Here is a 5,899-nt window from a genome sequence, read left to right as displayed (position 1 = left end):
ATCCCCACCAGAATACTGGTAGGGATTATCTTTCATCTGCAGGATCGGTCAAGTCCTCTTAAACGATCGGCATTGACCTCTTGTATGGCGTTTTTTTTCGAGCAAGATTCTCACCTGTATTTCATCATTTACTTGTCACTTTATTTTGCTAAACTCAAACCGAAACTAGGCTGGCTTCAAACCGTTACAGCCCGCTTAAAATAAGGTTCTATTTAACTGGAATGTAGAGCATGAGAAACACGTACGATTTTATTGAAGACAACGATTGGGATGATGATTTGGGTCCGGATTTAGATGAAATCAGCAAGAGTAAGCGTAAAAAACAGCGTCGACGAGAACAACGCAATAACCCTAAGCGAGCGAGTAACGAGGGTGAACTTTCACCTTATAACAATCATTAATTAATCTCGAAAAACTGACTCTGAAAAGTTTACAGCCTCTCTCTATTGAGCAACCAACAGTGGGTTTAGAGCTGTAAACTTCTATTATAAAGCTAGCTAGCCTATATATGACTCAACCTTTGTACATGCCTTTCTCGACGCTTAATACTCAGATCATTGTACAGGCGATGCTCTGCTTGCCTGAGCCATTGACTAGTATCATTCACATCCGTATTTAAGCTAGCCCCTAAGTGAATACTCACGTCATTATAGTTTTCGATTAAATAACCTGATTGAATTCGTGAAACTTGCTGCTGTATCTTTTGGGAAAGCTCTGTTTCACACACAATAACAAAACTATTATCGGCAATTCGATAGGGTTGCAATAACTCGTCGTTAATGTCAGTTCGCTCATAAATTTGGCAAAGCAACTCTGCCACACCACAAATCACCTTATCGGCCTCATTGCGACCCAGTTTTCTAGTCAGTTCAGCCAAGCCCTCTAAGGTCACTAAAGCTAAACACAGTTGGTGAGAAGCCTGCGGGCCAAAAGGTAACCCCACTCCCATGTATTCATCAAATGCAACACGATTGGCTAATCCCGTTAGCTTATCGGTACGGGCATTTTTTCTGGCGACTTCTAATATTTCGATGTGACGCTCTTTTTCTTCAGACAGTAAACGGATTTTATAGGCTAACGCGAATGACAATAACAAGGCATCGGCGGTGCCGCCAATTAAAGTCGCAAGTTCTGCATTATCAAAAAAATCAGGCGTCAGCCCCATGTTGCCAGGCAAGATAAATACTGCAGGCAACAATAAACAGCTAAACGCCAACAGAAAGTAACGCGCAGGATAAAATCCTTTCAATAGGCAAACGTTGCCACAAACCATCGCCAGTACTATCCACAACATAATCAATACTGACGCTATAATTGCCGTGTAAGATAATAAAAATATACTGGTTGGCAACGCTAAAATGCATAACCACATTAACCCAAGGCTTAAACGCCATAGTTGTGGCGACTGCTCGGGCAGCTGTAAAAAGTGCTTATAAAATAATATATTAAATATGGGTAAACCAATGAAAAACAGATGATGCAACTCTAAACCATGAAGTTCAAAAAGATGAGCAGGTAAATGAAAAGTCAGCGTCCAACCGGCGAGATAACACAGCACATAACAGCCATAATAAAGAAATGCTTTATCACGGATAGACACAAAAATGAGCCAATTATAGAGGGCAATGAATAATAATCCGCCTAAACAAAGAATGATAAAAAATGCATAAATATCGGACTGACTTTTATGCTCTTTATACTCTTGAACTTGATGCTTAGGCTGAGACGAGAAGTAACGACTATTAACGCGACTCACTAACCAATAGCGCACACCGATACTCATCTCTACGCTTCTAGCGTAGTCAAACAAGAACTCGTAAGGGGCGTAATAACCACTGGTAAAATATTGACTAGAGCCATCCTCTCCGATCAGCCAATAATCGATGGACTCAACAATGGAGTTTTTGACGTTAACCGTCCAGCGTGTGTTATAGCTATTAAGCATAACCGCTGACACCATCCAGTAATCCCCGCCAGAAAGCGATACGTTGCCAAGTTCCTTTTTCGTCTCCATCCAAGCGATGGTCTGTTCAAAATTATTGGGGACCTCATCTTCTGCATCGGCGCTAAAAATGAAAGTTTGTTCGATCACAGCTTCTTGCTGCGCATAAGTCGCATCGCTATATCCAAACACTGACAACAAAAGCAGCAGTCGCATTATTATTTTAATTGGCATTAACCACAGACCTATCTGTTTTACATAGGCTGACCAATGCGCCAGCTCACACTTAAACAGTAAAATGTGATTACAGTTTACACAAGCAACAAATGCGCAGCAATTTTATTAACAAGCTTGTATCAATCAGTATAAATATTTGATTGCTAAACGGAGCTTAACGTTTCTGAGGCAAGGCCATTCATTGCTCATCGACTCTAGCATCCTCGCTAACGGCTCCTGCGTTCCATACGCTTTAAAGACATTTTCCATATCTTATGGGTCCATGGGGGGAATGCTTGCAAGGATCGTTTTTGGCTTGCCACTTCTGCGTTGAATGACCCTAGATATAATGAAGCTATCTCTAGGGTGTGCAGTTAAAAAGTTCGGAAATAGAGCTGATAAATAAAAAGAGAGGCGACTCAAATATAGTCATTAGCTGGCGGGGGGGTATACAAAAAATCGCTTAAGCTCGCTAAAATGCCAGCCTAAGCAGACCTTAACATCATCTGATGATAAACAAATCACGCATTAAAACGATGCCTTTGCACCTAAATAAAAACCAGAGTCCAAGGTTGAATTTGAGGCATTGTCATACTGCAAACGAATATTTCGATAACCAACAAACAAGGCTAACGCAGGATTAAGTGCGTATTGCACTTTACCATCGAGTTGCCAAGAGCCATCAATATCGCCAAACGACAATACCGACGGAGAATAATAACCCGAACCGTGCAGCGAAACATTTGACCCTAAGTGCATGGCGTAACGCCCGCCAATCCCGACAAAATTACCATTACTGCTTCGCTTCGACCACACTTGAGAAAACTTGGCCCCCAATTCAAAATGGTGAATGCCAGCTTCATGTTCAATATGCATCGCGCCAGACAACATCTGCCCACCCGTGTCGGCATAAATATACTCAACAGACGCATTAACATCTTTATTGACATTAAACTTCAGTTCGGTCGACAACATGTCGTCATTTAGTCCGAACGTAAAGTCTGTCGCAGAGGCATTTATAGACAAAGCACTCAGTACAAGCGTTGCCATTAAGGTTTTAACTGTCATTTCTGATCCCGAAACTCATAAGCTTTCGGCAAGCATACATAAAGGGCTGACGCTTTTTTATAGAAATTTAAACTTAGACAGTGCATTTAAATAAACACGGACAACAAACGAACCAGAAAACAACAATGATAACTACCAACCAACAGCCGCATCGAAATGTAACAGCGAGAAGATTAATAATTTTACCAGTGAATTCCTTATGTTAGCGATAGCTTGATCACTATAGAAACGTTTTACTGAAATAAAACAAATATCACTATTTTCGATGTGATAATTTAGGCCTAATTTTATCGAGTATGAGTCCTCAAAGCCTGCCTGCATTTGGCTTTAAGCAGATTTAATTTCAATCAAAATCTACAATGCTTATTAGGTACAGACTATACTAAATTATCAGCAAAATATGCTTCGGAGCACAGATGAAACAGTTAGCATTAACGCCATTAACACTCGCTATCGCCACAGGCTTGATGCTATCCGCCTGCGGTTCAGACAGCGATTCACCGATTGAGCCCACAGAAGGCGTATTTAGTCTCGGCGTATCAGATAACCCTGCTGACGCCAATATCGTTAACGTGGCTTTTAAACAAGTCGTTTTAAAAAATAGTGGCGGCGCGTTCTCATTTGATGTTTCTACCGATGACGACGGTCTACAACATGTAGATCTTTTAAGCTACCAAGGCCAAGAGGTAGCAACGTTAGTGAGTGGTCAGACTGTTCCTGTCGGTGAATACCAAATGTGTATCTATATGGCAAATAATGAAGTCTCTACTGATGAGAGCTCCTATGTATTAAGTGGCGCGGCATTTGATGATACAACGGGTGAATTTGTTGGTGGAGATATAAAAGGCCTAGTGACTAATAGTAATGGCTCATGCGGTGGCGTAGGTTCAGATGAGCCCAATACTGGCCGACTATTCTTTAATAAAACATTTACGATTGCAGCAGGCAATAATAATTTCGTTGCCGAATTTAATTTGGCAAAGGGATTACAAGCACCTCATGGCAATAAAGAGTACTGGACGTTAAAACCCACCTCTGTGCAACTGGTCAATCGTTCAGATGTTGGCGCAATCAAGGGCCAAATAAGTGACGAAACGATAGCAATCTGTGAAGCTAATGCTGGCGGCTTCGATTATAGTTCGGCAGTTTATCTGTATCCGAGTGAGACTCAACTTGACGATATGGCTGACTTTAGAGTGGGGCCTAATATATTAACTCAGGTCGCACCGATCACTTCAGCAAGGGTAAACCCAATCGTGGATGACAACCAAGAAATAACGGGTTATGAATATGAATTTGGTTTTGTGGTCGCTGATAACTATAGCCTAGGATACACCTGCCTTGCTCAAAATGATGATCCAGAGGAATCTAACGTACGTGATCCGATTGATGGAACTGCGCCTTTCTTCATTGACTCAGCAGAGCAAGATGTCACTGTAGTGGTCGATGAAACGACCACTCGTAATTTCCCCGAGTAATTTGTTCCAGCCGCTTAGTTGCGCTTATCGCTGTTGGTATATTTGGTATTGACATATTTTCAATAAGTTAACTTAGTGAAAATAATGTCAGCGTTGAAAAGGGACTATAAGTCCCTTTTTCTTTATACATGTTCAGGCCAAAAAGAGTTCCCCTTCACCAATCTTTGTGACTCGATCAATTTTTACCTAAAACGAACGAAACAACCAACACACCCTACAACCAATCGCACAATTAAATTGTGCGCAACCAATTTGCACATTAAAAGCGTTAAAGGTAAGGTAGATTTAATCAACTCGGGAGCACGCTATGGTATCTTCAATTTATGATTTTTCAGTAAACAATATCCAAGGACAAACCGTTTCACTTTCAGACTTTAAGGGTAAGGTTGTACTTATCGTTAATACTGCCAGTGAATGCGGTTTCACGCCGCAATATAAAGAGTTAGAAGCCCTGTATCAAAAATATCAGTCTCAAGGCCTTGTCGTCCTCGGTTTTCCTTGCAACCAATTTGGGGCTCAGGAAAAAGGTGATAACCAAGCCATTAGCGCTTTTTGCGAACTAAACTTTGGTGTTACTTTTCCGCTATTTGAAAAAATAGAAGTCAATGGCGTAAATACAACGCCCCTCTATGCTTACTTAAAGCAGTCAGCAAAAGGCTTACTTGGATCTGAAAAAATAAAATGGAACTTTACTAAGTTTTTAGTGAACCGCGAAGGTCAAGCTATGCAACGTTTTGCCCCAACAACTAAGCCTACTGCATTAGAGAAAGATGTTTTAAATCTACTTTAATCCTAGCCGCCTTATTAACTCACATGTTTTAAACCTTCAAAGTCAATTAGTTAAAATTCATTAAAAAAAGATCAAAATAACCCATATATTTTTTGAACTTTAGCTCATTAATTGTCTCTAACTTTTTGAGCATTGATTTTTTCATGTTCATCATTCTCCCTGGGGCTTCTAGCGCAGCCCCCCTTGATCTCAATGTAGATCAGTCAGGCAACCCCTTGGGTTGCCCTTTTTTTTACCTGTCACAAACTGTTCTAAAAAATAGTAATGAAAAATTTTGCAACTCTGTGGAACTAATTTGGATTTATGGACTCTGACTATATGAACCGAATCTCGTTAAGTGAATAGGTTAGTCATTAAGACTCACCCCTTGGCTTAATCTTAGTTTCATTGTTCATCATCATTCCC

5 protein-coding genes are annotated in these 5,899 nt (G+C 40.6%); 3 read left to right on the top strand and 2 right to left on the bottom strand.

What is annotated here, in order from left to right:
- Positions 1 to 230: 230 nt before the first annotated feature.
- Positions 231 to 401: a hypothetical protein gene (locus tag ACVBIL_RS20420; RefSeq protein WP_447168767.1), complete on the top strand. Its 171-nt coding sequence runs from the start codon at positions 231 to 233 to the stop codon at positions 399 to 401.
- A 101-nt stretch (positions 402 to 502) separates the two neighbouring features.
- Here the strand turns inward: ACVBIL_RS20420 and ACVBIL_RS20415 are convergent, their stop codons facing one another.
- Both ACVBIL_RS20415 and ACVBIL_RS20410 read right to left on the bottom strand, forming a co-directional pair.
- Positions 503 to 2,176 carry a sensor domain-containing diguanylate cyclase gene (locus ACVBIL_RS20415; RefSeq protein ID WP_447168766.1) on the bottom strand — a complete coding sequence of 558 codons (1,674 nt, stop codon included), beginning with the start codon at positions 2,174 to 2,176 and terminating at the stop codon, positions 503 to 505.
- Between the two features lie 510 nt (positions 2,177 to 2,686).
- The gene (locus ACVBIL_RS20410) at positions 2,687 to 3,226 is read right to left on the bottom strand and encodes a YfaZ family outer membrane protein (protein WP_447168765.1); all 540 of its coding nucleotides are present in this window, start codon (positions 3,224 to 3,226) and stop codon (positions 2,687 to 2,689) included.
- Between the two features lie 416 nt (positions 3,227 to 3,642).
- Between ACVBIL_RS20410 and ACVBIL_RS20405 the strand changes: the two genes are divergently transcribed.
- Entirely contained in the window at positions 3,643 to 4,704 is a 1,062-nt protein-coding gene (locus ACVBIL_RS20405; RefSeq protein ID WP_447168764.1) for a DUF4382 domain-containing protein, read from the top strand.
- 307 nt (positions 4,705 to 5,011) lie between these two features.
- Positions 5,012 to 5,494: a glutathione peroxidase gene (locus tag ACVBIL_RS20400; RefSeq protein WP_447168763.1), complete on the top strand. Its 483-nt coding sequence runs from the start codon at positions 5,012 to 5,014 to the stop codon at positions 5,492 to 5,494.
- Positions 5,495 to 5,899 lie beyond the last annotated feature (405 nt).

It is taken from the genome of Shewanella sp. 125m-7 (assembly GCF_052977045.1).
The sequence above is the reverse complement of the archived record's forward strand: the minus strand, read 5'-3'. Positions and strand labels throughout refer to the sequence as shown.